This window comes from Nocardia sp. NBC_00508 (genome assembly GCF_036346875.1).
Classification (GTDB): domain Bacteria; phylum Actinomycetota; class Actinomycetes; order Mycobacteriales; family Mycobacteriaceae; genus Nocardia.
Window position 1 is genome coordinate 865,225 of the sequence record NZ_CP107852.1, and the last position, 25,166, is coordinate 890,390.

General features: G+C 68.1%; 20 protein-coding genes. 4 read left to right on the forward strand and 16 right to left on the reverse strand.

Going from position 1 to position 25,166, the window contains the following annotated elements:
* Positions 1-5: 5 nt before the first annotated feature.
* Positions 6-2,270, reverse strand: a complete 2,265-nt coding sequence (locus OHA40_RS03710; RefSeq protein ID WP_330231669.1) for a hypothetical protein — start codon at positions 2,268-2,270, stop codon at positions 6-8.
* Positions 2,271-2,494: 224 nt separating this feature from the next.
* Positions 2,495-2,995, reverse strand: coding sequence for a flavin reductase family protein (locus tag OHA40_RS03715; RefSeq protein ID WP_330231670.1), 501 nt, complete (start codon positions 2,993-2,995; stop codon positions 2,495-2,497).
* Between the two features lie 524 nt (positions 2,996-3,519).
* Here OHA40_RS03715 and OHA40_RS03720 point away from each other — a divergent pair.
* Positions 3,520-4,485: a pyridoxamine 5'-phosphate oxidase family protein gene (locus OHA40_RS03720; protein ID WP_330231671.1), complete on the forward strand. Its 966-nt coding sequence runs from the start codon at positions 3,520-3,522 to the stop codon at positions 4,483-4,485.
* A 44-nt stretch (positions 4,486-4,529) separates the two neighbouring features.
* Here the strand turns inward: OHA40_RS03720 and OHA40_RS03725 are convergent, their stop codons facing one another.
* The 9 genes from OHA40_RS03725 to OHA40_RS03765 form a co-directional block, all read right to left on the reverse strand.
* A complete protein-coding gene (locus OHA40_RS03725) occupies positions 4,530-5,759 on the reverse strand; it encodes a cytochrome P450 family protein (RefSeq protein WP_330231672.1) in 1,230 nt (409 codons plus the stop codon).
* Between the two features lie 9 nt (positions 5,760-5,768).
* Entirely contained in the window at positions 5,769-7,031 is a 1,263-nt protein-coding gene (locus tag OHA40_RS03730; protein ID WP_330231673.1) for a cytochrome P450, read from the reverse strand.
* Positions 7,032-7,230: 199 nt separating this feature from the next.
* Positions 7,231-8,526 carry a cytochrome P450 gene (locus tag OHA40_RS03735; RefSeq protein ID WP_330231674.1) on the reverse strand — a complete coding sequence of 432 codons (1,296 nt, stop codon included), beginning with the start codon at positions 8,524-8,526 and terminating at the stop codon, positions 7,231-7,233.
* 304 nt (positions 8,527-8,830) lie between these two features.
* Positions 8,831-10,060 (reverse strand): cytochrome P450 family protein, encoded by a 1,230-nt coding sequence (locus OHA40_RS03740; protein WP_330231675.1) that lies wholly within the window; start codon positions 10,058-10,060, stop codon positions 8,831-8,833.
* A gap of 12 nt (positions 10,061-10,072) precedes the next feature.
* Positions 10,073-11,308 (reverse strand): cytochrome P450, encoded by a 1,236-nt coding sequence (locus OHA40_RS03745; RefSeq protein WP_330234028.1) that lies wholly within the window; start codon positions 11,306-11,308, stop codon positions 10,073-10,075.
* Positions 11,309-11,343: 35 nt separating this feature from the next.
* Positions 11,344-11,949 (reverse strand): GTP-binding protein, encoded by a 606-nt coding sequence (locus OHA40_RS03750; RefSeq protein WP_330231676.1) that lies wholly within the window; start codon positions 11,947-11,949, stop codon positions 11,344-11,346.
* On the reverse strand, positions 11,924-12,274 hold the full coding sequence (locus OHA40_RS03755; RefSeq protein WP_330231677.1) for a DUF742 domain-containing protein: 351 nt from the start codon (positions 12,272-12,274) through the stop codon (positions 11,924-11,926). Before OHA40_RS03755 ends, OHA40_RS03750 begins: the two co-directional genes overlap by 26 nt.
* A 234-nt stretch (positions 12,275-12,508) precedes the next feature.
* Complete coding sequence (locus OHA40_RS03760; RefSeq protein WP_330231678.1) at positions 12,509-12,934, reverse strand: roadblock/LC7 domain-containing protein; 426 nt, start codon at positions 12,932-12,934, stop codon at positions 12,509-12,511.
* A complete protein-coding gene (locus OHA40_RS03765) occupies positions 12,934-14,304 on the reverse strand; it encodes an ATP-binding protein (RefSeq protein WP_330231679.1) in 1,371 nt (456 codons plus the stop codon). The genes OHA40_RS03760 and OHA40_RS03765 overlap by 1 nt, the downstream gene beginning before the upstream one ends.
* Positions 14,305-14,950: 646 nt before the next feature.
* Between OHA40_RS03765 and OHA40_RS03770 the strand changes: the two genes are divergently transcribed.
* Positions 14,951-15,382 (forward strand): type II toxin-antitoxin system Rv0910 family toxin, encoded by a 432-nt coding sequence (locus OHA40_RS03770; RefSeq protein ID WP_330231680.1) that lies wholly within the window; start codon positions 14,951-14,953, stop codon positions 15,380-15,382.
* 252 nt (positions 15,383-15,634) lie between these two features.
* On the opposite strand, the gene OHA40_RS03775 is transcribed toward OHA40_RS03770, so the two are convergent.
* Both OHA40_RS03775 and dapA read right to left on the reverse strand, forming a co-directional pair.
* A complete protein-coding gene (locus tag OHA40_RS03775) occupies positions 15,635-17,173 on the reverse strand; it encodes a DHA2 family efflux MFS transporter permease subunit (RefSeq protein WP_330231681.1) in 1,539 nt (512 codons plus the stop codon).
* On the reverse strand, positions 17,170-18,105 hold the full coding sequence (dapA, locus tag OHA40_RS03780; RefSeq protein ID WP_330231682.1) for a 4-hydroxy-tetrahydrodipicolinate synthase: 936 nt from the start codon (positions 18,103-18,105) through the stop codon (positions 17,170-17,172). The genes OHA40_RS03775 and dapA overlap by 4 nt, the downstream gene beginning before the upstream one ends.
* Before the next feature lie 70 nt (positions 18,106-18,175).
* Between dapA and OHA40_RS03785 the strand changes: the two genes are divergently transcribed.
* The gene (locus OHA40_RS03785; protein ID WP_330231683.1) at positions 18,176-19,054 is read left to right on the forward strand and encodes a LysR family transcriptional regulator; all 879 of its coding nucleotides are present in this window, start codon (positions 18,176-18,178) and stop codon (positions 19,052-19,054) included.
* Between the two features lie 4 nt (positions 19,055-19,058).
* Here OHA40_RS03785 and OHA40_RS03790 read toward each other — a convergent pair whose 3' ends face one another.
* The 3 genes from OHA40_RS03790 to OHA40_RS03800 all read right to left on the reverse strand — a co-directional run bounded on the left by OHA40_RS03790 (position 19,059) and on the right by OHA40_RS03800 (position 23,830).
* Positions 19,059-19,715, reverse strand: coding sequence for a hypothetical protein (locus OHA40_RS03790; protein WP_330231684.1), 657 nt, complete (start codon positions 19,713-19,715; stop codon positions 19,059-19,061).
* A 243-nt stretch (positions 19,716-19,958) separates the two neighbouring features.
* Entirely contained in the window at positions 19,959-22,718 is a 2,760-nt protein-coding gene (locus OHA40_RS03795; RefSeq protein ID WP_330231685.1) for a hypothetical protein, read from the reverse strand.
* Between the two features lie 911 nt (positions 22,719-23,629).
* Entirely contained in the window at positions 23,630-23,830 is a 201-nt protein-coding gene (locus OHA40_RS03800) for a hypothetical protein (RefSeq protein ID WP_330231686.1), read from the reverse strand.
* A gap of 236 nt (positions 23,831-24,066) precedes the next feature.
* Between OHA40_RS03800 and OHA40_RS03805 the strand changes: the two genes are divergently transcribed.
* Entirely contained in the window at positions 24,067-25,143 is a 1,077-nt protein-coding gene (locus tag OHA40_RS03805) for an Rv2629 family ribosome hibernation factor (protein WP_330231687.1), read from the forward strand.
* The last annotated feature ends 23 nt before the right edge of the window (positions 25,144-25,166 follow it).

Below are 25,166 nucleotides of genomic sequence, written 5' to 3' on the forward strand. Positions count from 1 at the left end.
TCGGCTCAGGCTTCCACGGTCGCCAGTTCGGTTGCTTCCACCATTGCCGGTTCGGCCGGGGCCGGGATCTGCGGAGTCTCGATCGGCTCGTCCGTGGCGCGCCGCCGGGTCCGGTGGTAGGCCCATTGCAACAGGACGAGTCCGATGAGTCCGGCAGCGGTGGTCACGAGGCCGATCCGGCTGCCGGGCGGGCGCCAGTCGACGACCAGCTCCGCGATGTCGGTGCCCGCCGGGATGTCGACAGCGAGGAACACGCCTCCGATCGCCTGGGTGGCCAGCTCCCGCCCGTTCAGGGTGACCCGGTGGCCAGGCCAGGCGAGCCGCGCGAACACGACGCGCCCGCCGCTCGGCGAGCTGACCACGGCTCGGACGGTGATGTCGTCGAGGGAATCGCTCGACACAGCGGTCACGCCCGCGGTGTGGGCGATCGGGCCATTACGCGTCGACACGCGGCCGTCGGCGCGTTCCAGCACCCAGATGTGGCGTTCGTGTCCGGGATAGTCGGCCCAGCGCCAGCCCGGGGGCGCGGGACGGTCGCGCGCGTCGGGGTACTGCACGCGATGCAGGACCACCCGGTCGACCTTCATCAGATCGACGATGGTCGTCCCCGTTCGAGTTTCGGTCGCGAACACGCGACGGTACGCGTCGGGACAGGTGCTGCCGTCCCAGGCCATGCACAACATGCCCGCGAAGGCGGCATGCCCGATGGGCGTGTACGCGTTGACGTAGTCGAGCCCGACGGCCTTCGCGTAGTTGCCGATGGCCAGCGAGCCGTAAGCGCCAGCGAGGTTCCTGTCCTCGGGCCGCACGGCGGCGCGGTCGGCCAATTGCAGAGTGAGGCCGTCGAAATCGGGGAACGCCGCCCGCATTGCCGAACGCCGTTCCGGGAAGTCATAGGACATCGGCGTCATCGGCGCGCCTCGAACCTGCTCGTAGGCGATGGGGAACATGGCGACGACGGTCAGCGCGCACGCCGCGACGGTGCCGCGGTTGCGGGCCAGCCACACCGCGGCGGCGCCGAGCGCGCCGACCGCCAGCGCCGCGACCACATGACGCAGCACCAGGTCCGGCGCCGCGGAAACCGACCGCACGAACAACAGCCCGACCAGCACGGCGGCGGCGGTGGCGCGGCGGCGCGAGGCGGCGAAAGCGCCGTAGCGACTGAGCAAGACGCAGACCAGCACGAGCAGGACCACGGCGAGCATCGGCAGGACACGAGCGGGCCAGCGCAGCGGTCCGATGGCCCCAGGCCCTGCCGTCCACATCAGCACCGCGGTCGCGAAGAAGGCGAGACCACTGAACTCCCGTGCCGCCGCCCGCGCGGCCCGCCAGTCGATGAACGCGAGCGCCGGGATGAGGAACCAGGCGATATAGACCATCGGCAGTGGCTGGACATGCCCCCACCAGGCGGTGAACGCCGGCGTGGTGCTGGGCAGGCTCGCATTCAGCGATTCCGACCACGGCACGGTCAGGAAGGGATCGTTGTGGATCTGGACGCTGCCCCGCCAGGTCACCTGGGAGGACAGAATCCCGGACAGATTCGCGATCGCCGCGGTGAGCGCGGCGCAACCCGCCGCAAGGCACAGTCGCACCGTGGGTGCCCACCGTCGCTGATGCACGACCTCTCCGGCCGCGACCGCGGCGATGACCAGCGCGGATTCCACTGCCGGGAAGGCATATTGGACCGTGAGCGTCAGATACAGGAAGACGAAGACCGGCAACGGCCCACTCCGACCACGGGCATACCGCACCGCCGACGCCCACGCGTGCACCATCCAGGCGGTCGCGACATGCGGGGTGAACCAGCTGGCCTGATCGAAGAACAGGAACCAACCGGTCAGCGGGAACGCGATACCCGCGACCGCGGCCCAGCGTGGCCGCGCGCCGTAGGCTAGGCAGATGCGGAACACGCCGAGTGCGGCGATGATCGAGAAGACGAGCTTCACCGCCGTCGCGTAGGCGGCGAGATCGTCTATCGACGGCGCGAGCAGATAGACCAGCAGCTGCGGCGGATTGAACAGCGCCGCCTCTTCCAGGGTGTAGTTGCCCGCCATCCATTCGTGGGGGACGAGAGCGGGAAATCGGCCATCGCGCAACAGCTCTCCGAGCGCGACCCACATGGGGGCGTACTGCGCCTCGGTGTCGTCGGTGTAGTAGTGCCTCGCGTCGCCGAGTAGCACCGCCACATACCCGGCGATCACCCCGATGACGGTGGCCGCACCCCAGACGTAATGCTCTTTTCGCGCTCCGGGCGCCGCGCCGATCCTCACAAAGCGCGCAGTGTAGTGGCGGCAAGTGAACTCGTCACGTCCGGTTCGTTCGGTATGTCCGCCTTTTCGCCATCGGACGACGATTCACACCGACTTGCCTTGACGTCGACGAGAAGGTTCAGCGTTGCGGTGACGTCGGTGACGCGACGAGTTGTCCGGCTTCGCCGACCGCTTCGGACTCGCGCACGCACCGAACCGAGGTCGGCGTCGGGACTCGGCCCGACTCAGACCGCGTGTCCGGCGGCCAGGTCGGCCACCGCGTGATAGCGCAGCGTCTCGGCGGCGCGGCGCACCATCGCGCCGCCCTCCGGTTCCAGCAGTACTCCCACGTGGTCGCCGAAGTCGTACCGGTCACGGATGCGGGCACTGAACCAGCTGGGCACCGTGCTGAGCACGGGCACGCCGTCGGGACCCGAGGTCCAGTCGCAGTGCACGAACTTGTCGAGGTCGTCGCCGGTCTCGCCGCCGAACAGCCGGGCAAGCGACAGCTGTTCGCTGCCGAGCACATGCACCGCCAGCCGCTCGGCGCGCTGGGCCACGCGATAGGTGTGGTTGCGTTTGGACAGTCCGACCAGGAACCGGCGCGGCTCGATGCTCACCTGCGTCGTGAAGCCCACGAGGCATCCGGCGCGCCGCCCATCGGCCTGGACGGTGACCACCAGCACGGGATAGTCCGCCGCCGCGACCACCGCGTCGAACACTGCGGTCCGCTCTTCGGAAGTCATCGATCCTCCCAGCGTGATGAGACGTCTCCCCGGATGCCCACGCGATCTTCGGGCAAGCGTTCCGGGCCGGGCACGGCTCACCCTGCAACTGCGGCGGCAGAGCGTCTGAGACGGTGACGCCAGCCGGGATGAGGTGCCCATGCGACGGCTGTGTAGATCAGCGCTTTCTGATCTACATCCCGTGGATGATAGTCCACAGCAACAACTTCCGTACCGTCACTGGAAATGCCGCGTGGCGATTGCCACATTGCGTTGTGCACCTGCGCTTGCAGGTACACGACCGCGCCCCACACGCCCCGAACTGGTCGAAATCCTCCCACGAACCGCCACGGAACCGAACCGCGCGTGCCGTCCACCGAACACGCTCGATGGCATTGCGCAGAAGGCGATCGTCGTGTCGACCAGTCTCCGAGCCGACCAGGACGCGGCCGATCCAGCACTGCGTTCCGAACACCCCGAGCGATGAACACTCCGCCGAAAACGGATTCCACGGTGCGGCCGGAAGCAGGCAGTAAGCTCCGCCCATGGCAGTCACCTGGCCGGACGAGGTGGACGAGGTACTCCGTGGCGATCTGACCTGTGCGGTGGCGTACGTGACGCCGGCGGGCGGCGCGGTGGTGTCGGCGGTGTCGCCGATCGGGCTGCGCGACCGGACGGCGGGGACGGTCGGGTTCACAACGTCGCTCGGGTTCGGGCGCAAGCTCGAACGAATGAAACGGGACCCGAGGGTGGCGCTGGCGTATCACGCACGCGAGCACGGCATCGGCGATCTCGGCAACCCACGATTCGTACTCGTGCAGGGGACGGCGAGTTTCGATCCGACACCGGACCAGGACGCGCTCGACCGCATCGGCGACCAGTCGGTGCCCTACCTGGGCCGACCGCGGCGCGGTGTGTTCTGGGATCGATGGCTGCACGCGTACTACGCCGACCGGGTGCTGGTGACGGTGATGGTCGAACGGATCGTCGTGTGGCCGGATCTCGACGCCGCGGGCACGCCCGAGATCTTCGGCGCCGCATCGCCATCTGTCGAGCCCGAACCGCAGCGACCGCCCGCGAAGGGCGCCGGCGCGCGCGTGGATGTCGCGAAGACCGCGGCGCGGGTGGCGGAATTGCCGCACCGCTTGCTCGCCTACCGGCAGGCCGACGGCTACCCCGCGGTCGTCCCGGTACAGGTGGCCGGATCGAGCGACCGGCGCGCCCACGCCGGGGGCGGGATCGTCATGACCGTCCCGGCGGGCGTGCCGCAGGGCGGCCGCCGCGCCGGACTGCTGGCACACGCGTATCGGCCGCAGCTGATCGGGCTGGAATCACGGCAGTGCACCGGCTGGCTCGAGGTCTCCGGCACGGCGGCGGTATACGCGCCGCACACCGCGGCCGGGTTCAAGGCGCCGCCGAACAAGACGATCCTGTTGCTGGCCAATGGTTTTCTCGCGCGCCGCGGCTTGGCCCGAGCCCGCAAGACCGGCAGGGCCGAGGCAGTGCGCTGACCTGCCCCCGGACACGTCCGGGGGCACATCGGCGACAACCGGAGCTAGTCCGCGGGCTTCAGGTAGACCGGGAGCTTCGCGTGGCCATTGGAAATGAAGCTGGACACCATGCCGAGTTCCGCCGGATCGGCGGCCAGCCGCATCTTCGGGAAGCGCTGGAAGATGCCGGGCAGGGCGATCTCGGCTTCCAGCCGGGCCAAGGGCGCGCCCAGGCAGTGATGCACCCCGTAGCCGAAGGCCAAGTGCTCCTTGCTGGGCCTGCGCACGTCGAAGTCGTCCGCGGTCGCACCGTGCAGCTTCGGATCACGGTTGGCCGCGGCGTAGGACGCGAGAATCGGCTCGCCCTTGGCGATGCGAATGCCGTCGATCTCGATGTCGTCGGCGGCGAAGCGCAGCGGCAGGTGCGCCACCGGCGCCTCGAAGCGCAGCGCCTCCTCGATCAGGTCGGTCCAGGCCGCACGCCCCTCGCCCATCTCGGCACGCTGGTCCTGCCGGGTCAGCAGCGCGAAGATGGCCTGGTCGAGCAGGTTCACCGTGGTTTCGTGCCCGGCGCTGATGACCAGCAGCAGCGTGTCGATCAGCTCCTGTTCGGTCAGCTGCGACCCGTCGTCCTCGTCGCGATGCGAGATCAGCAGGCTGGTCATGTCGTCACCGGGCGTCTCGCGCCGGTAGACGACGAGTTCACCGAGGATCCGGTACATCTCCATATAGTTGGCCTGGGATTCCTCAGGGCTGAGCGAGGTGTCGAAGATGCCGTCGACGCACTTGCGCAGACCGGCGTTCAGGGATTCCGGCACCCCCATCAGCGCGCTGATCACCTGAATCGGCAGCGGGTAGGCGAAACCCTCGCGCAGGTCCACCGGTTCACCCGCCGGGATCGCCGCGAGCTCGTCCAGCAGGTCCGCGGTGATCCGCTCGATCATCGGACGCATCGCCTGGGTGCGGCGGTGCGTGAACGCGGGCGCGACCAGTTTGCGCAGCCTGCGATGATCGGCGCCGTAGGCGGTGAACATGTTGTTCACCGCCACCCACAGGAACAACGGCCAGTCCTGCGGTATCTCCCCGTTGATGAACGCGGGCCAGTGCTGCCTGGCGTCTTTCGACACCCTCGAGTCGGTCAGCAGCCGCTTGAGCAGGTCGGCGTCGGTGACCGACCACGCGCGCACGCCGCCGGGCAGCTCGACGAGAGCCACCGGTCCACGCGCGCGGAGTCGAGCGGACTCGCCCTGGATGTCGGCGCCCGTCGGGTCGAGTACTAGGGGTTGTGTGTCCATCTGGTCTCCTTAAAACACTGTCAACGGAGGGGATTTCGGGAAGACGACGGGCAGGGACACCAGAGCGCGGTGGAACGGACCTGGCCGCCAGGTCAATTGGCTGGGCGCGACGGCCAAGCTCAGCTCGGGCAGCGCGTCCAGAAGTTGATCAATGGCGTCTTGCACCACCAGGTAGGCGGCCGACCGAGCGGGGCAGGCATGCGGGCCGACACTCCAGGACAAATGCGCGCGGCTGTCGGTGCGTTCGCCGACGCCGATGGCGGGGTCGTTGTTGCAGCCGGTCATGCTGATCAGCACCGGCTGATGCGCGGGCAACCACACGCCGTCGATGAGGATCGGCTGCTTCGGGTAGCTGACGCAGTAGTTGGCCAGCGGTGGGTCGTTGAACAGCACCTCGTCGAGGGCGTCGCGGGTCGAAAGGCTGCCGCCGAGAAAGTTTCCCGCGAACCGGTCGTCGGTGAGCATCAGGCGCAGGGTGTTGACGATCAGGTTCTGCTGCGGCTCGATGCCCGCACCGTACAAGGTGACCACCTGGTGGATCATCTCCACGTCGTCCAGGCCCGCCGGGTGCCGCAGCAGCCGGGAGGTGACGTCGTCGCCAGGTTCTTTCCGCTTCAGCTGCACCAGCTCGAACAGCGCGTCGGTGAGCATCGCGTTGCCCTTGTCCGCGTTGACGCCCTCGAAGATGGCGGCCATACCGGTCGCGACCTGCTGCCCGATCTCCGGCGGGCAGCCGAGCATGGCGTTGAGCACCGAGAAGGTGAGCGGGAAGGCGTACTGGCTGATCAGATCCGCCGCGCCGTCCTCGCAGAAGGCGTTGATCAGCGGGATGGCGATCCGCTCAACGGTGCTGTGCAGGGCGTGCAGATCGATCTCGGCGATACTGGCCACGTTCGCCTGCCGGTAGCGCAAGTGTTCCAGGCCCGCGCTGCGCAGTGCGTTCGGCCGCCACTCCAGCATCGGCAGGATCGGGCACTCACCGGGAATGCCCTTCTGCCAGGTACGCGGGTCGGCCGGAAAATGCTCGGGGTCATTGAGGATGCGCAGCGCCGTGTGGTAGCCGATCACCAAGGTGGCGGGGATACCCGGCGCCAGCTCCACCGGGACGAGGGGACCGTATTTGCGGCGCATCTCGCGGTAGGCCCGATGCGGATCCGCCGCGTACTCCTCCGAATACAGCGCGTAGCGGGGTCCGTCGGTGTCGATCGGCGAACCGTGCTGGACAGGGCAGCCGCTCGTGGAAGCGGACGGCGGGAAGTGTGGCGTGGTCACGAACGTAACTCCAGAAGCGAACAGACAGTCGACGACCGTGGTCGAGCGTGCGGGCACATGCTCCGGTCACGGACGTCGATTCGGTACGGGCGTATCGGGTTCCAGGTCGATCGGCGCGTACCTCGGTGTACACGGCCCCCTAAGCGGTGGTCTCCCTTCTGAATCGGTAAGCGGCGGCCCCCTCCTGAGCTGATCGAGGCTACGGTGCCGACTGTCCTCGAGGGTCCGAAAAGACGTTCAGTGGAGGAGAGGGTGGGAAGGCGACCGGTAGCGCGGACAGAGCCCGGTGGAACGGACCCGGCCGCCAGACCAGATGCTCGGCGGGGACCGCCAGCCGTATTTCGGGCAGGGCATCGAGCAACTGGTCGATGGCGTCCTGGGCGATCATGTAGGCCACCGACCGGGCCGGGCACGCGTGCGGACCGACACTCCAGGCGAGGTGCGCTCGGTTGTCGGTGTGGACACCCGTGCTGATCTCGGGGTCGTTGTTGCAGGCGGCCATGCTGACGACCACGGGCTGGTGTGCAGGCAGCCAGACACCGTCGATCAGAATCGGCTGCCGCGGGAACGTGATGCAGTAGTTCGAGAGCGGCGGATCGGTGAACAACACCTCGTCCAACGCGTCGCGGGTCGAGAGGCTGCCGCCCAGAATGCCGCCCGCCAATCGCTGGTCGGTGAGCATCAGCCGCAGGGTGTTGATGATCAGGTTCTGCGTCGGTTCGATCCCGGCGCCGTACACGCACAGCACCTGGTGGATCATCTCTTCGTCGTCGAGCGCGGCCGGGTGCCGCAGCAGCCCGGTGACGATGTCGTCGCCGGGCTGGGTTCGCTTGAGCGCCACCAGGTCCGCCATGGCCGAAGCGAACATCGCGTTGCCCTGCTCGGCCTCGATACCTTCGAACATCGCGGCCATGCCCATCGCCGCCCGCTGCCCGATGTCCTGCGGGCAGCCGAGCATGGCATTGATCACCGCGAAGGCCAGCGGGAACGCGTACTGAGCGATCAGGTCGGCGGAACCATCCCCGCAGAAAGTGTTGATCAGCGGAACGGCGATCTGCTCGACCGTGGCGTGCAGAGCGAACATGTCGATCTGTTCGACGCCCGCGACGGTGGCCTGCCGGTAGCGGGTGTGCGCCGGGCCGGTGGTGCGGATCGCGGCCGGACGCCACTCCAGCATCGGCAGGACCGGGCAGTCACTGGGGACAGTCGCCTGCCAGGTGCGCGAATCGGCCGGAAAGTGGTCGGGATCGTTCAGGATGCGCAGCGCCGTGTGATAGCCGACCACCAGTGTCGCCGGCACGCCCGGCGCCAGTTCCACCGGAACCAGCGGCCCGTAGCGGCTGCGCATCTCCCGGTAGGCGCGGTGCGGGTCCGCGGCGAACTCGTCCGAGTACAGGGCGACACGGGGTCCGTCGGTGTCGATCGGCGAACCGTGCTGGACAGGGCAACCGTTCGCGGATGCCGAGGGGTGCGGCGAGAACTGTGGCGTGGTCAAAAACGTGACTCCAAAACGGGGACAGAACGTTCGACGAGCATGGTCAAAAGCGCACGGCACGTGCCTCGGTCACGTGCGTCGGGGTGGTCGATGCGGGCAGGGCGGGTTCCGACTCTGTGCCGTATTCCCCTGGGGCAGAGCATATCTCGTGAGGGACATGGAACGCGGGCCGATCCAGCGGCTCCGCCCGCACCGCAGGACAGAGCCGCACCCCTGGTATCCACCGGGGATACCCGGGGACCGGTCTCGACTGTCATGCGATCAAAGTCCGTTGTCGTGGTGCGTGATCGGACGCCGGGCCGGGCTACTGTTCCGCCGCCAGGAAGACCGGCAGCTCGGAGTGCCCGTTGGAGACGAAACTGAGTACGGTACCGAGCTCGGACGGGTCGGCCGCCAAGCGCATGTCCGGGAAGCGCCGGAAGATGGCGGGCAGCGCGATCTCGGCTTCCAGCCGAGCCAGCGGCGCACCCAGGCAGTGATGCACCCCGTAACCGAAAGCCAAGTGATCCTTGCCGGACCGCCGCACGTCGAACTCGTCGGCCGTGGGGCCGTGCACCTTCGGATCGCGGTTGGCCGCCGCGTAGGAGGCGAGGATCGCCTCGCCCTTGGGAATGCGGATACCGGCGATCTCGATGTCGTCGACGGCGTACCGCAGCGGCAGGTGCGCGACCGGCGCCTCGAAACGCAGCGCCTCCTCCACCACGTCGGACCACGCGACGCGACCCTCGACCACGTCGGCGCGCTGGTCCGCGCGGGTCAGCAGCGCGAAGATGGCCTGGTCGAGCAGGTTCACCGTGGTCTCGTGCCCGGCGTTGATGACCAGCATCAGGGTGTCGACGAGTTCCTTCTCGGTCAGCTGCGAGCCGTCGTCCTCGTCGCGCGTGGCGATCAGCAGGCTCGTGATGTCCTCGCCCGGGGTCTCCCGCCGGTAGGCCACGAGTTCGCTGATGAGCCGGTACATTTCGAGATAGTTGGCCTGGGCCTCCTCCGGCCCGAACGAGGTGTCGAAGAACCCGTCGACACAGGTGCGCACGGCTGGGCCGAGGTGCTCCGGCACACCCATCAGCTCCGTGATGACCTGGATCGGCACCGGGTAGGCGTAGCCCTCGCGCAGGTCGACCGCCTCCCCGGGCGAGGTCGCCGCCAGCTGATCGAGCAGGCTTGCGGTGATCGCCTCGATGCGCGGACGCAGCGCCATGGTGCGCCGATGCGTGAACGCGGGCGCCACCAGCTTCCGCAGCCGCCGATGATCGGAACCGTAGGCGGTGAACATGTTGTCCACCGCCACCCAGGGGTGCAGCGGCCACTCTTGGGTGATCTCGCCGTTCATGAAGGCCGCCCAGTGCTGCCGCGGATCCTTCGACACGCGCGGGTCGGCCAGCAGACTCTTCAACACGACGGCGTCGGTGACCGACCACGCGGGCACCCCGCCGGGCAATTCCACCAGGGCCACCGGCCCACGCTCGCGCAGCCGCGCGGACTCGCCTGGGATATCGGAACCGGTAATGTCCAGGACTATCGCTTCTTGCGACATCGGACGCTCTCCTTACACCACGTTCAACGGAGGGGACGGGGAGAAGACGACCGGCAAGGCCGCCAACGCCCGATGGAACGGCCCGGGTCGCCAGACCACATGGTCGGCGGGCACGGCCAATCGCATTTCGGGGAGAGCATCGAGAAGCTGATCGATGGCTTCCTGCACGACCACGGACGCCACGGACTTCGCGGGGCAGGCATGCGGTCCCACCCCCCACGCCAGATGCGAACGGTTGCCGGTGCGGTCGCCGCCGCGGATCGCCGGATCGTTGTTACAGGCGGCGAGGCTGACCAGCACCGGCTGATGGGCGGGCAGCCAGGTGTTGTCGACGAGAATGGGCTGGCGCGGGTAGGTGATGCAGAAGTTCGCCATCGGCGGGTCGTTGAACAGCACCTCGTCGAGCGCGTCGCGGGTCGACAGACTGCCGCCGAGCATGTCGCCGCCGAAGCGGTCGTCGGTGAGCATCAGCAGCAGCGTGTTGGTGATCAGATTCTGCTGCGGTTCGATACCGGCGCCGTAGAGGCTGATCAGCTGGGACAGCATTTCCTCGTCGTTGAGGTTGGCCGGGTGATGGGCCAGCCGAGAGGTGACATCGTCGCCGGGCGCCGCCCGGCGCATATGGATCAGCTCCATCAGCGCCTCGGAGAGCATCTGCATACCCTTGGCGGCTTCGACCGTGTCGAAGAGCATCGCCATACCGGTCGCGACGCGCTGCCCCAATTCCGTCGAACAGCCGACCATCCGGTTGAGCACTTCGAAGACGAGCGGGAACGCGTATTGCGTGACCAGGTCGGCGGATCCGGCCCGGCAGAAGGTGTTGATCAGCGGGATGGCGATGCGCTCGACCGTCGAGTGGACCTCGTGGAGGTCGACGGCGTCGATGCTCGCGGTGTACGTACCCCGATAGCGGGCATGGGCCGCCCCGCTGTTGCGCAGCGCGTTCGGGTACCACTCCATCATGGGCTTGACGGGCGAGTCCTCGGGAATGTTCTGCTGCCAGGTGCGCGGGTCGGCGGGAAAGTGCTCGGGATCGTTGAGGATCCGCACCGCGTCCTGGTACCCGATCACCAATGTGGCCGGCACACCGGGCGACAGTTCGATCGGAACCAGCGACCCGTGCCGTCTGCGCATCTCCCGGTAGATCCCATGGGGATCGGCGGCGAATTGCTCCGAGTACAGCGGAATGCGGGGCCCATCGGTGTCGATCGGCGATCCGTGTGCGACCGGGCAGCCACCTGCCGACATATGCGTGGTGAGCGTGGACGAGGACTGGGGCGTGGTCAAAGACGAGACTCCAAACGGTGGAACAAGAATTCGACAAGCGTGATCAGCGAACGCAGGCACGTGCCTCGATCACGCGCGTCCAGTGACGTCAGCGGCGTGCCGGGTTCCAGGTCGAGGGCATCGCGCACCTCCTCGAGCGGGTAGTGCTGTGCGCCTTCGAACTGGTTGACCGCCACCGAGTACGGGACGCCGCGTTCTTCGAGCACCGAGAGAACCTCGTCGGACTTCTCGATGCGGCGGGTGTCGACCAGCACGAGCGCGCCGAGGGCACCTCGGGCCAGCTCCTCCCACAAGGGGACGAAACGCTGCTGGCCCGGGGTGCCGAACAGGTAGAGCGCGAGTTTGGGGCTGAGCGTGATACGTCCGAAGTCCATCGCCACGGTGGTCTGCGACTTGCCGGGCAGCCCGGCCATGTCGTCGACGCCGACACTGGCTTCGGTGATGGTCTCCTCCGTGCGCAGCGGCTTGATCTCCGAGACGCTGCTCACGAACGTGGTCTTGCCGACACCGAAGTTGCCTGCGACCAACAGTTTCACCGAGCGCGTCACGGTCTCGGGCACATAGTCGACGGCGCGATCAGACGGCGAGAGCACGGAGCCCATTGAGTACCTCCTCCAGCAGAGCGATCTCCGGCAGGGACTCGGCCGGGGTGGGGGTGACCAGCTGTCCGCCGTCCATGAGGTCGGACGCGACGATCTTGACGACAGACGGCGGCAGGTCGAGGTACGCGGCGATCTCGGCGATCGACAGCGCGCCGCGACGGCTGCACAAGGCCATGACCCGGCGCGCATCGGGCGACGCGCCGGGTAGTGGATCTTTGGCGGTCAGGACCAAAGTGACCAGGTCCAGCTCGCGAGTGGGACGGGTACGCCCTCCGGTGCGCACGTAAGCCCGGACCAGGTCCGGATCGCGCCGTGGCTTGCTCATGACGGCACCTCGCTGGCGCTCGGCTCCGTCATGCGCAAGTGCGCGCTGTGTCCTCGGTTCACTCGCTGACGCTCGCTCATGACTCCACCTCGCTGGCGCTCGGCTCCCGTCATGCGCAAGTGCGCGCTGTGTCCTCGGTTCACTCGCTGACGCTCGCTCACGACGGCACCTCGCGGTTACTCGGCTCCGTAATGCTCAGCGGCGCAGTGCCTGTGACTCGCTCGCCGCGTTCGATCATGGCATTTCGCTGCCGTCTACGCGCCTGCGCGGCTGGCTGCCCAGCTCGTGTCCGACTCGGCCGGCCAGCTCGTTCATCCGGTGCGCGATGAGGGCCACATCGATGTCGGTGGTGGTCGCGACGCCGAGTAGCGCGCCCTCCCCCGCGGCGGTGATGAGGAGCATCCCCTGGTCGTATTCGGTCATGTTCTGCCGCACGCCGTTGGTGGCGTCGCCGCAGAACTCGCCGAGCGCCTTGCCGAGCGAGCGCAGGCCGGAGGCGGCGGCGGAGAAACGTTCCGCTTCGTCGCGGGTGATCCCCGTGGAGTGCGCGATCCGCAGGCCGTCGTCGGACAGCAACACCGCGAACCGCACCCCGGAGACGTTGAGATCTTCGAGTAGCCAGCCCAGTTTGTTGCTGCTGTCGGTCACGGGTGTGGCCATCAGGATGTCATCCCTTCCGTGTCATCGGTTGCGGCGGCGCGGCCGCTTTTGGAGCCCGTCTGCCAAGCTGCGGCGATCTCGGGCCGAGCGAGACCGGGTTCGGTACGCGGCCCGACCGGGGCCAACGCGACCGTCCTGCGGCGTCGCTTGGGTAAGCCGCCGCTGGTGATCTCGTGCACCGCCAACGACTGCTCGTCCTCGTCGAGTTGCTCGCTCGGCGCGGCCGGAGCGGGAGCCGTGACCGGCTCGGGTTGTGCCTCGGTCACGGGCGCGACCTCCTGGACGTTCTGCGGGGCGACCAGCAGCGACTCCGGGATGTAGACCATCGCGCGCATGCCGCCGTAGACGTTCGGGCCGTCGATGTAGACGGTGAAGCCGTAGCGGCGGGCCAGCGCGGCGATACCCGGGAAGCCGACCTTCGGCGACGGGCCGAGCTGGTGGATGTCGACCGGACGCTCGTGCGCGAGTACCTGGCGGGCCTCCTCCATCTGCTCGGCGTTCATCCGCACGCCCGCGTCATCGATGATCACGGTGACGCCGTGGTGGCCCTCCTGGAAGTTGACGTCCACATAGGAGGTCGGCGGCGAATACCGCAGCGCGTTGTCGAGCAAGGTCGCCAGCGTGTGCACGAGCGGCTCCACCGCACGGCTGATCACGACGCGATCGAGCTGGTTGGGCCGCACCCGCAGGTATTCGCGGACACGACCGATGGCTCCGCCGACCACGTCGGTCAGCGTCTGCGCGGGCCAGCGGCGGCCGGGCAGACCACCGCAGACGATCACGTAGGACTGCGCCTGACGGATCATCTGCTGCATGGTGTGGTCGATGCGGGTGAGGGTTTCGTACACCTGGTCATCGCGGTGCTCGCGCAGCGCGGCGCTCACCACCTGGCTGACGTCGGCGCCGAGGCTGACCACGGAGGTGCCGAACGAGCGGACCGCGGCGCTGGTCGCCTGGCGCGACGCGGCGCCGACCTCGTTGCGCGCGGCATCCTCGGCGGATTTGATCGCCTGCTGCGCCTCGGAGTTGGTCAGTTCCCTGGTCTCCGAGCGCATCAGGCTCAGATCGTCGGCATACCGCTCGGAGATCCAGCGCAGGCATTGTGCCAGCCGCGAATTCTCCATACCCGCCTGCACTTCGACCGGCGGCATCTGCGACTCGAACCGGCGGACCGAGTCGGCCACCGCGGGTAGCGTCGTGGCGGCGAACCGCTCGAGCGTGTCCTCCGTCGCGCGCTGTTCCCTGGTCAGGGCCTCGACCCTGGCCCGTTGAGTTTTTGCGTACTGCACTGCGTACAACGCCCCCGCTACGGCGATCACCACAGCGACGGCGAGGATCCATGAAAGCACCACGGCGATATCTTGATTCATCAGTTCTTTCGTCGTTGACTGGTCTCGAGGAATCGGCCCTCTGCCATCCTGCTTTGCTCGCCTTCCCTCGCCTGCCGACCCTGGACGGACCGGTCGGTCGGGTCCGCGTCGGGGCACCGGAGCCCCGCGTCGACACCGGCGCTCACCCGAACGCGTACCGCACAGTGCCCGCAGGACAGGCGATTACACCTGAATCGCCGACCGCTCGGATCGTGCCCGAACGGTAACCAGAACCCGACCATTCGCACATTAGCAGCATTCGAACGAAGTCTCTGCCGATCCAGCCGACACTTTTCGGGATTCCCCTAGCTGGGACGATAGGTGCCGCAGATCGCGACATAGCTGCGCAATAATGTTGGGCTGCCGGGTAACTCGATCACCGTTTGCCCTGCGTAAGAGCCTGCCGCACGAGTAGCCGCCGAACAGATAGCGCCGCATCCGCAGGCGACGCCGCATCCGCACCGGGAAGCCACCAGGGAGAATGCACGTTCACCGAGTCAGCGACAAAAGCGTTGGCGTGCGCTCGCATTCGCTCGGTTTCGGCGCGACGAGACCGCGGGAATGTCGGTCGGGCCTGTTCACCGGGACCGGACCCGCGCCCGTCCTCACCTGAGGGCAGACCATCGGTACCGGATACCATGCGGCCATGGCAAAGCTGACGGTCTCGGTCGACGTCCCGATCTCCCCCGCGGAGGCCTGGGCGCACACCTCCAACCTCGCCGAACTCGACAAGTGGCTGACCATGCACGAAGCGTGGCGCGGCGACGTCCCCGCCGAACTGACCGTCGGCACCCAACTGGTCGGCATCGCCTCCGTGAAGGGACTGCGCAACCGAGTGACCTGGACCGTGCGAGCCGCCGAACCGCCACGCCGCCTGCGACTGACCGGCGCGGGCAAGGGCGGCACCAAACTGGGCCTGCAACTGCTCGTCAGCCCGAAGGGCTCGGGTTCGGAAGTCACCATCGACATCGAACTCGGTGGCCCACCACTGTTCGGCCCGATCGGCTCGGGCGTCGCCCGCGCCCTCAAAGGGGATATCCAACGATCCCTCGATCGTTTCATCGACCTTTACGCGTGAGAACCATTCATCGAAAACTTACCCACTACTGCGCGCCGACGCGACCGACGCGGACGTCGTCAATTCGGTGTGTGCGCTGTCGCTGCTCGGTGAGACCACCGGCTCAGCATCGTGGCGGCGTTGCCTGCCTATCGTGCTCGACGGTCTCCGGAATCACTGACCGGTACGCGCCAGCGGGCCTCCCACCCACCCGGCTCATTTGCCGTTGCGTCCCGAGACCGCCTCGTAGACAGGCGATCTCGGGACGTGTAGCTACGCGTGCACCGCGGTGGCAGCCTCGGCGACGTCCGGATTCGTCGGCTTGGTCCGCGGCAGGAAGAACGCCGGGACCAAGGTGAGCACGATCAGCACCAGGGCCACAACATAGGTTTGGCTGAACGCATCCGCCGCCTGCTGGAGACCCGTTTCGACCGTGCCCGGCGGAAGTTGGCTCGCTAGCGTGGGATCGAAATTGGCCGCGATCGCCGGTTTGGCGAGCGGCTCGTTGTTCAGCAGATTGGTCAGCACCACCGACATCGTCGCCGTGCCGATCGAACCGGCGGTCTGGTTGACGATGTTCATCAGCGTCGAGCCGCGGGCCACCTGCTGGTGGGTCAGGGTCTGGATCGCCGCGGTCATGATCGGCATCATCGTGCAGCCCATGCCGAGGCCCATGACGAACAGGGCGGCGATCATGGGCAGGTAGGAGCTGTCCGCGTCCAGCTGGACGAAATAGGCCGTCCCGATCGTGATCAGCGTGATGCCGACGATCACGATCTTGCCCGGGCCGATCTTGTCCACCAGGCGACCGGCGACCGGCATGGTGAGCATCGCGCCGATGCCCTGCGGCGCGATCAGCAGCCCGGCTTGCAGCGCCGACTCACCGCGCACCTGCTGCAGATAGGTCGGCAGCAGCAGACCCGCGCCGAAGAACGCGATCGCGAACAACACCATGGTGACCACCGCGTAGGTCAGCGCGCGATTGCGGAACAGGTGCAGATCGATCAGCGGGTGCTCGGTACGCAGCGCGTGGAACACGAACGCGATCATCAGCAGCACGCCGATAGCGGCGGGAACCAGCACCTTCGCCGCGATGACCGTCTCCTCCTCGGGAATGGAGGAGACACCGAACAGGAACAGCGCGAGCCCCGGCGAGGCCAGCAGCATGCCGAGGAAGTCGAACGACTCCGACGGCTCCGGCCGGTCCCCAGGGAACACGATGACCGCCAGCACCAGCGCGACCACGCCGATCGGCAGGTTGATCAGGAAGATCCAGTGCCAGCTGAAGTTCTCGATCAGCCAGCCACCCAGGATCGGGCCGCCGATCGGGCCGAGCAGCATCGGCACGCCGAGCACGGCCATCACGCGGCCGACCCGCTGCGGACCGGCCGCGTGCGTCATGATCGTCATGCCGAGCGGCATCAGCATGCCGCCACCGATGCCCTGGATCACCCGGAACGCGATGAGCGACTCGATGTTCCACGCCGTGCTGCACAGCACCGAGCCGAGCACGAAGAAGGTGAGCGCCATGATGTAGAGGCGCTTGGTGCCGAACCGGTCCGCCGCCCACCCGGTCAACGGAATGACCGATGCAAGCGCGAGGGTATAGCCCGTCATCGTCCACGCCGCGATGGCGTAGCTCGTGTCGAACTCGCGTTGGAAGGTCGGGATCGCGACGGTGACCACGGTGATGTCGAGAATCGACATGATCGCACCGAGCACGACCACGCCCGCGACCTTGAAGACCGCCGCGTCCAGCTTGTCGGCCGCCGGGCCGGGCCCAGCCGCCTGTGTATCCGGAGGTTGTGTCACCGGTTCAGCGTGGCAGCTCCACGAGGTTCGCACCAGCGATTCGGCATTCCTGGTGCCGAGAATTCCGCGATCGCTCGCAAGGCGGCCTGTGTCGCACCGTCGCTCGCAGGTAGCAGGGGCAATCGGACCGCCGGATCCGGAATGCGGCCCTGCGCCGCGAGCACCGCTTTGATGACCGTCGGGTTGGGTTCGGCGAACAGCGCGGCCGACAAGGGCTCGAGCTGGTGGCCCAGCAGCCGGGCCGCCTCGACCGGGCCGGCGCGCCAGGCGTCGACCAGAGCGGCGAAGGATGCGGTGTGCACGACCGCCGAGGCCGTGATCGCGCCGGATGCGCCGAGAGCGAGCAGCGGTGCCGCGAAACGGTCATCGCCCGCGAGCACCGCGAAGTCGGCCGGACGCGCGCTCATCAGCGCCATGGTGGGATCGTCGATGGCGCCGACGGCGTGTTTGAGGCCGATCACGTTCGGCAGATCGGCAAGCTCTAGCAGCGTGTCCGCACCGAGCGTGAGCCCGGTCCGGTACGGGATGTGGTAGACGATCAGCGGCACCGGGCTGGCGGCGGCGAGTCGGCGGAAATGTTCGAGCACGCCGGCTTCGGAGGGCCGCGTGTAGTACGGGACCACGGTGAGCGCGGCGGTGCTGTCGGCATCGAGCCGCGCGAGAGCCTCGAGCGAGCCGGCCGTGGAGTTCGATCCCGCGCCCACGATCAGCGGCGCGTCGTGCTCCCGGCAGACCCGCGCGCAGATGGCGGTCACTTCCGCGCGTTCGGAGTCCGTCAGCGTCGCCGGTTCCCAGGTGGTACCGAGCGCGACGATCCCGGTCGCACCGTCGCGCAGCACCTCGTGGGCGAGTCGCTCCAGAGCGTCGGCAGCCAGCGCGCCATCGGCGGTGAACGGCGTGATCATAGGGACGAAGAGACCTGCCAGCGTCATACCACCAGCCTGACCGCGCCGAAGCATCAGATCCAGTTCACGTTGCTATCGCAGAACATAAGCTGAATTTATGCTCGATGTCCGCAAACTGCGCCTGCTGCGCGAACTCGCGCACCGCGAGACCATCGCCGCCGTCGCGGAGGCGTTCGCCTACACGCCGTCCGCCGTCTCCCAGCAACTCGCCGCGCTGGAACGCGAGGCGGGCGTGCCGCTGCTGGCGCGTACCGGCCGCCGGGTGACGCTGACCCCGGCGGCCCTGGTCCTCGTCGAGCACACCGAGACGATTCTCGCGGTGCTCGAGCAGGCCACCGCCGAGCTGGCCACGGCCCGCACCGAGCTGACCGGAACGCTGCGCATCGGAGCGTTCCCGACCGCGGTGCGGACCTTCCTCTCGTCCGCACTCGTCGCGCTGAGCAGTGCGCATCCCCGGTTGGAACTGCGGGTGACCGAACTGGATCCGGCGCTCGCGCCCGACGCGCTGCGCGCCGAGACCCTGGATGTCGCGCTGGTGCAGGAGTACGACTACGTTCCGGTCGCCGCCGACCCAGCCCTGCACAGCGACCCGCTGTTCGAAGAGATCGTCCATCTCGCGGCACGCTCCACGGAGCCGCTCACCGCGCACCGCGAAAGCCCCTGGATCGCAAGCACTCCCGGCACGCTGTGCCACACGATGACCGTGCGCGCCTGCGAGGCGGCCGGATTCACCCCCCGCATCCGCCACCATGCCGACGACTTCGGCACCGTGCTCGCGCTGGTCGCCGCGGGACAAGGTGTTGCCTTGGTCCCCGAATTCGGTGCGCGGGAATGCCCGGCCGACGTCACGCTCAACCCGCTGCCGATGCGGCGACGGACCCACCTGGCCTATCGACGCGGCACCGGCAGCCATCCCGCAGTGCGCGCCGCACGGGTGGCGCTGCGTGAATCGGCAGGGAGTTCGCCCGGCCGTTGAGCCGTCACCGCAGCCGATACCGGCTGGTGGGCACGACGTCCAGGTTGCGGTCGCCACCGAAGGTCGCGACGCTGGTCATCAGCCGGTTGACGCGGCGCGCCAGCTCCGCGTGGTCCCCGCCGCTGCCGTAGAACGCGTGCGGATCGGTGAGCGCCTCGATCGGGAACAGTTCCTCCACGATGCCCGCGATGACGGGAGCGTCGTCCGTGGCGGGACCGGTCACGAGATTCTGCACGTAGCCTGAGGTCGCCTGAGTCTCGATCGCGACAGCGGTGTGGTGGGTGCGCCAGCGGTCCAGCCATTCGGCGGGCGAGAGGCTTTCGGGCTTACGCAGGAAAGCGATGTTGGACAAGCCCGGCGCACGCTCCATCGGGGCGACGACCGGCAGCGGAATCGGCGCCACCTCGTCGACGTGCCAACCGGCGACCCGCTCGGCGACGGTGGCGAGCACCCGCTGCGCCACGCCCGGTTCCGGATCCGCCGCCCACCACACGCTGACGACGGCCTGCACCGGCTCGTGGAACGTCGTGATCCGCAGCATCGCCTTCTCGACCGCCGCGTCCGAGACGTTCGCTTGCACCGCGGCCGCACCGGTCAGCCGCCCGGCCAGATCGGCCGTCAGCAGGTCACCGACACCCCACAGCGCAAAGATCGTCTTCATCAGACCAGGCCACTTTCTAGAACACGTTCCATTCGAACGATCCGAGCCTAGCCCATTGGCCCAGTTGGCCGGGGCGGCTCAGGTCAACTGATCGTCGTTGTTCCGGGGCCCCATCAAGCGCTCTTGGCGCTGCACTACAGCGATCCGCACGTTTGATCCGAACCGAAAGACGTTGACACAGGCCGCCGCTGGAGGATCTGGCCGAGCCGCTGCGGCCCGTGAGCCGACCCGGACGGCCGCTGCTCAGCCGCCGCCGAGCGGGTAGGGACGGCACTGCGCGGTGTCGGTCGCGGTGGCCCGGCCGCAGCCGTAGATCATCACGGGCTCGGCGGTGCTGGAGGGATCCCAGATCTGCTCCACGCTGAGCAGGCCCACCCATTTGTCGTGCGCCACCCGTCCCGCGTAGGCGCCCTGGCTGACCGAGAAATCGAGTACGCCGCTGCTGGATTCGATCACCGGTTGACGCGGCAGATCACGCAGCGCGGCCCACACCGCGGCCGCGCTGATCGGGATGGGCTCGGTCCACACGCCGGAGACGGCCGGGGCCAACGCCTGCACGGCCCGCACGAACAAGCCGACCGCGTCATAGGTCAACGCGACACGCTCACCCAGCGGATGCACCTGGGCCCGCTCCCCCAACGGTTCGTCCGTTTCAGCGCAGGCGTTCCAGCTCGGAATCTCCGGATCCACGGTGGTGGCGAGGTTGTAGAACTCGACGCGACTGCGGAATCCCTGCCCTTTGTTCCGGCAGCTGACCAGGCTGGCTTTGGCGACGTAGACGAGCGGGCGTGCGCTGTTGGCCGCCCGGCGTCGCTCCGCGCTGGCCATGAACCGGTTGACCGAATCGTCCGCGATCAGCACGACCCGCTGGTCGCCGCAGGCTTTGTTGAGGCTCTGCAGGAAGTCGGGGAACTCCGAATCCCGGCCGGCGAAGAACAGCACCTCGTCGCAGGCGTCCGTGTTGTCCGCGCCGGCGAACGCGTCGCGCAGATCCCAGGAGCCGTCCCAGATCACACGCCCGTCTCGGGCGAGGATGTGGAGGTCCGCGGCCATGTTCTCGGTGTAGAGATCAGTCGGATCGGGCCGGTGGTAGATCCGCACACCACGCCCGGCCAACGCCGGTACGGAGTTCAGATACTGCCTGATCATGTCGGCGATCGCGTAATTCGGCGGTGCGATCTGGAAATACAGCGGTGAGGATCGCACCATCTCGTCGGCGGACAGGCTCGGCGCCACCATCGGCATGCCGAGCCCGGTCAGCGCGTTGATCATGTCCAGCGTGGCGGCACGGCTCTGATCGAGTCCGATCGCCCCGACGACGCTCGGCTCGGCGCGGATCAGCGGGGCGAGCAGATCGACGACCCGCCGGCCCTGCAGGTTGGCCGGACCGGTATTGGCCAGCAACAGCCGGATCAGCGGGACCGTGTCCGGTGTGATCGGCTCCGACGGCGCGACCGATTCCAGCGCGTGGTACTGGGCGAGCGCGAGCCCCTCGATGTCCTCGCTCTGCGCCGGATAATCGCCCGGGACCCCGGTGAGCTGGCCGAAATAGACGAGGGTGAACAGCGGACGCGTCGGCTGCGCACGGGCCAGCTGCTCGGCGCGCAGATTCTGCTTGTACACCCGCCGCTGCACTTCCACCAGCCGGCGGCTGCCCGGCTCGTCGCTCGCGAACAGGAAGCCGCGAGCGCCCGCGGCCGGATCGTAGGGATCGTAGGCGCTGAAACCGATGCAGTTGCCGTACTCGCCGGCCACGACTCGCACCCACTGATCGGCTTCGCCGGTGCCGCACGCGGGCGGCCCCGTCAGCCACGGCCGCCAGACCGCGAACCCGCCGGCGGCCACCGCGAGCAGAACCGCCAGCAGGACAACGCTCACCGACATCGCCCGCCGCGCCCACCATGGCGGCGCGGGCACTTGGATCCGGCGGAACGGGTCCGGCTCGTCATCGTCGGTCCCGGTGGCGGGCACCGCGAACCACAGCTGCCAGGCCCGTGGCCGCTGGCGCTGCCGCGCGACAGCCAGCTCGTCCACCCAGATCTCGTACATCCGCCGCACGCGGTACGCCGGGCGCGCGGTGACGTCCGACGGTGGCGTGCGCGTGCCGATCACCACCAGCAGCGGGTCATCCTTGCCGGTTTCGTTGCGCACGTCGTTGATCAGATCCAGCAGCCGTGGACCGACTTCGGCGCCGAGAGCACGCAGCACCACGACGGGATAGGTGGTTCGCCGCGCCGCGCCGATGCTCCACCACCGACGGCGGTATGCCACCCGGAGATCCTCGAGAAAGGCGTGCACCAGCAGCTTGGCCAGTTGCTCCGCGTGCTCGTGCCTGCGGGCGCCCTCGGTGAGCCGATGGGCGAACCCGACGAACTGACTGGACTGTTCCGGCGCCAGGTACTGCTGACGCATGAACCAGCGGAACTCGCGCCCGACGCCGGGAATCCGTCCGCCGGTGCGCGCCCGGAACACCGCCGGCGGCAACACGATGCGCAACACGCCCAACAGCACACGTTGTAGCGGACCCACCGTGTTCTGCGCTTCGCCGAGCAGCTCCTCGCCCCATCGGCCCAAGTTCTCGCGCAGCATCGACGCCAGCTCATCGAGTTCGTTGTCGGTGTTCAGTTTGCGCGCCATCAGCCATTCGGCCAAGCGGTAGCGCCGAAAGGGCAACGGGCGCAACCGTCCGAAGCGGTCGGCCGACAACCTCTTGCACAGGCTGTAGAGCAGTTGGCGCAATACCGTCAGGCCCGGCGTCGTGTCCTCCACCAGGGAGCTGCCGTCGGGCAAGGGTTCGAGATCCGCCGCGTCGACGGTGACGTGCACCGCGCTGCCGAGTGCCACGGCGAACATCTCCAGGCAGGCCTCGACATTGGTGCGATCGCCGGACAGACCCACCATCGGCAATATCCGTTCGCCGCGCGGCGGCCGCCGCACCAACCAGCGCAGCAAATCCTCGAGCACATCGACTCCCCGGAAGGAGACAGCTCTGGTGCCGGACATGACGCCCCCGTGTCCTCCGCCGAATGTGATCACCTATTGAAGCAGACCCCAAACCCGTTGGCACCATGGTTCTCCGACGAACGGACCGCGGGCCTCCCCCGCGGCCCGCCACCGCGCGATCAGCGTTCGGCGAGTTCGGCGGCCGCCCGACCGGCCAACGTCGCAATGTCCTTCGCGCCTTCGTACGGAATACCCGTGTAGAGGACGTGCATCCATTTCTTTTGTCCGCCTCGAGACCGTGCCGCGGACATGGCCCCCCATGTTGACCAACGCGCTGCTGCCGCGTTGCTTCACCCGGCGAACCGCCGGTCCGGAACAGAACGCGTCCTTCGTCGTCAGGCGGGCGCGGGATGGATTACGGAATGGATGAGCACACCGATGCCGAGCAGGCAAGAGGGTGTAGGCCCCTCAGTTACGGCTCGGGTCGGCAGGCGAGGTTTGTGGTCGGGTGATTCGGCGATGGGCCATGACCTCGGCCCACCAACCACTCAACGGGCTGGGGTCGGGCCATACGATCCGGTCTCGATCTTCGTCGTCTGCGGCGCGCGCTTTGGGTTTCTCGATCACGATGACGTTCCTCTGCGCTGATGCATGTGGTGGCGGAGGGCCCTCGTGTTCGCGCGGCGCCGATGGTCCGCGACGAATCGTTTCGAACCGGCTGATCGTCGAGCAGCGCGGGTTCCTCGCCCGTCTACCGGACGACCGCACTGTCGGTCCGATACATATACAACCAATACCACGCGGAACGCGGAACAAACTGATCTTTCCGGTTTTCGACCGGCGCGCCCCCTCCGGGCAGGTGGCCGCGCAGCGGGGCATTCGACCAGGTGAAAGCATCATTCGCCGCGGCTTGTCGCCCGCAAAGAAGGGCCGAGCGACCAACCGGCCGCCCGGCCCGTGCGAGCTCTCCGTCAGTGTCCGCCGCGGCTGTGTTCGCCTCCGCGGGCCTTCGCCTCGGTCGGCTGCGCTTCCGCGCCCTTACGCCCGGCCGCACTGGGATCGGCCGAGTTGCTCTCGCCGAAGCTCCCTGTGCTTGCCTCGCCGCCACGACGCGCCTGCTCCTCGGTGTCCGACCGGTTGCCGAACTGGCCTGGGTTGTTCGGATCAGGCATCCGAATCTTCGAAATGCCTTCGCGCACAACCAGTACGGCTGTGCGCGGCCCGCGCCGACCACGTGCGTGCCCGCATGGGCCTGCGCTGATTCGGATCGGGATACGCGGGTATTCGTCGAGCGTTCCGCTGGTCCGAAATCACCGGCGCCGAGGCCCGCAGTGGCGCGCGGTTCCTGGCGATCACAGACGCGCATCAGCGGCGAGGGTTCGCACACTATGGGAACCAGGTGATACCGATGGCCGACCTTCGACGGATAATCGAAAAGCACGGCCCCTTCGCATCGGTCTGCTTCGACAGTTCACACGACACCGAAGACGCGGCGCGTCAACTCCAGCTGCACTGGCATTCGATCGATGCGGAGCTGGAAAGCAGCGGAGCGCGCCCGCGGATGCGCCGGCTGCTCGCCCAGGAGATCGAGCGGCATCCCCCGGCGCGGGGACGGTGCGGCAGACTGCTCATCGCCGATGAGACCGAGGTGCTCGCCGACGAGCGCCTGCCGAGTCCCCCGGACGTAGAGACGGTCCGGGTATCGCCACTCCCCTATCTGCTGCCGCTGATCGAGGTGGAATCCGAACAGATACCACACGTGGTCGCGGTCGTCGACCGGGTGGGTTCGGAGCTCTACTCGCTCGACGAGCACGGCGCCGAATTCGACGAGACTCTGCGGGGCGCGGATCATCCAGTGCACAAGGTCCGGCGCGGCGGCTGGTCCCATCGCACGATCCAACAGCGGGTCGAGAAGACCACCCGGCGCAATCTCCGCGAGTTCGCCCGCGAAGTGGGCCGTCTGGCCGACAGCGTGCACGCGGATATCGTCGTGCTCGCCGGAGAGGTGCAGGCCCGCTCGGACCTGCGCGCGGAAATCGGCGCGCAAGGACGGAATGTCATCGAAGCCGAATCCGGAACTCTGGCACCGAATTCGGATCCCACAGCGCTCGACGCCGAAGTGCGTGAGCTCCTGCACCGAGCAGCTGCCGACCGGCGCCGACAGCTGCTCGACCGCTTCGCCGCCGAACTCGGGCGTCCGGCCGGCTTGGCGGTGACCGGGCTCGCCGGCACCTCCAGCGCCCTTCGCGCCGCCAATGTGGAACGGATGCTGCTCAACCGCAGGGCGCTGGGCGATCGGCTGGTGCTGGCCGGGACCACCCCGGGCCCGTTGATCAGCCCCGCCACGAGCGGCTGGGCAGGCGAGATGCGCCGAGCCGACGAGGCGCTGCCGGTGGCCGCACTGGCGACCGACGCCGCGATCACCGTGGTGGACGACGCGACACCGCTGCGCGACGGCGTCGGCGCCCTGCTGCGGCACCGCTGAGTCCGGCGATCCGAACCGGGCGG